Raw genomic sequence first — 507 nt, forward strand, 5'->3', positions numbered from 1 at the left:
AATAGCGGGCTGTTTGCTTTTCATCATTCATTCGACAAGCATGACGTTTATTGGTCGTTTTTGGTTCTTTTTTTGCCCCAGATTTCGGCTTTTGCTTTTTTGCTGACACCCAACACGTCGAGCTTCATGTTTCCCCAACTGCTGTATTTCATTTCAAGGTGCTTAAGTTTCGCGTCCTCCGCTCCTGGTAGTGTCCAAGCTCGCGTTGACATTCCGTTGGTGAGCGTGCCCATTGATGTGAGTTTTTTCTCGCTGCCGTCGGTCATGGTGACTTTGATGTCTTTTAAATCGACGGTGCCTTGAATGCACTTTATTTTGATTTTACTGAAGTTACGGTTTTTGAGCAGACTATTTGGCGTAACGGTGTCTGTCTCCGTTTGGAAGTTGACGGTCTTGGTTGCGATCAGCTCCCAGTCATCATTATTGCTGCTCGCAAATGTGGAAAAACTGATGGTCGCTACCATCATCACAGTAAAGAGTGATTGGAAAAGCTTCATAACACCTCTG

At 45.0% G+C, this 507-nt stretch carries 1 protein-coding gene; it reads right to left on the bottom strand.

What is annotated here, in order from left to right:
- Window positions 1-47: 47 nt before the first annotated feature.
- Window positions 48-497, bottom strand: coding sequence for a hypothetical protein (locus tag R7Q09_RS28625; RefSeq protein ID WP_318144268.1), 450 nt, complete (start codon window positions 495-497; stop codon window positions 48-50).
- Window positions 498-507: the final 10 nt, after the last annotated feature.

Source organism: Vibrio sp. 2130-1 (assembly GCF_033339515.1).

What these genes read in the sequence shown, in the direction of transcription:
- R7Q09_RS28625 (WP_318144268.1), bottom strand. Translation starts at nt 497, where the DNA reads ATGAAGCTTTTCCAATCACTCTTTACTGTGATGATGGTAGCGACCATC.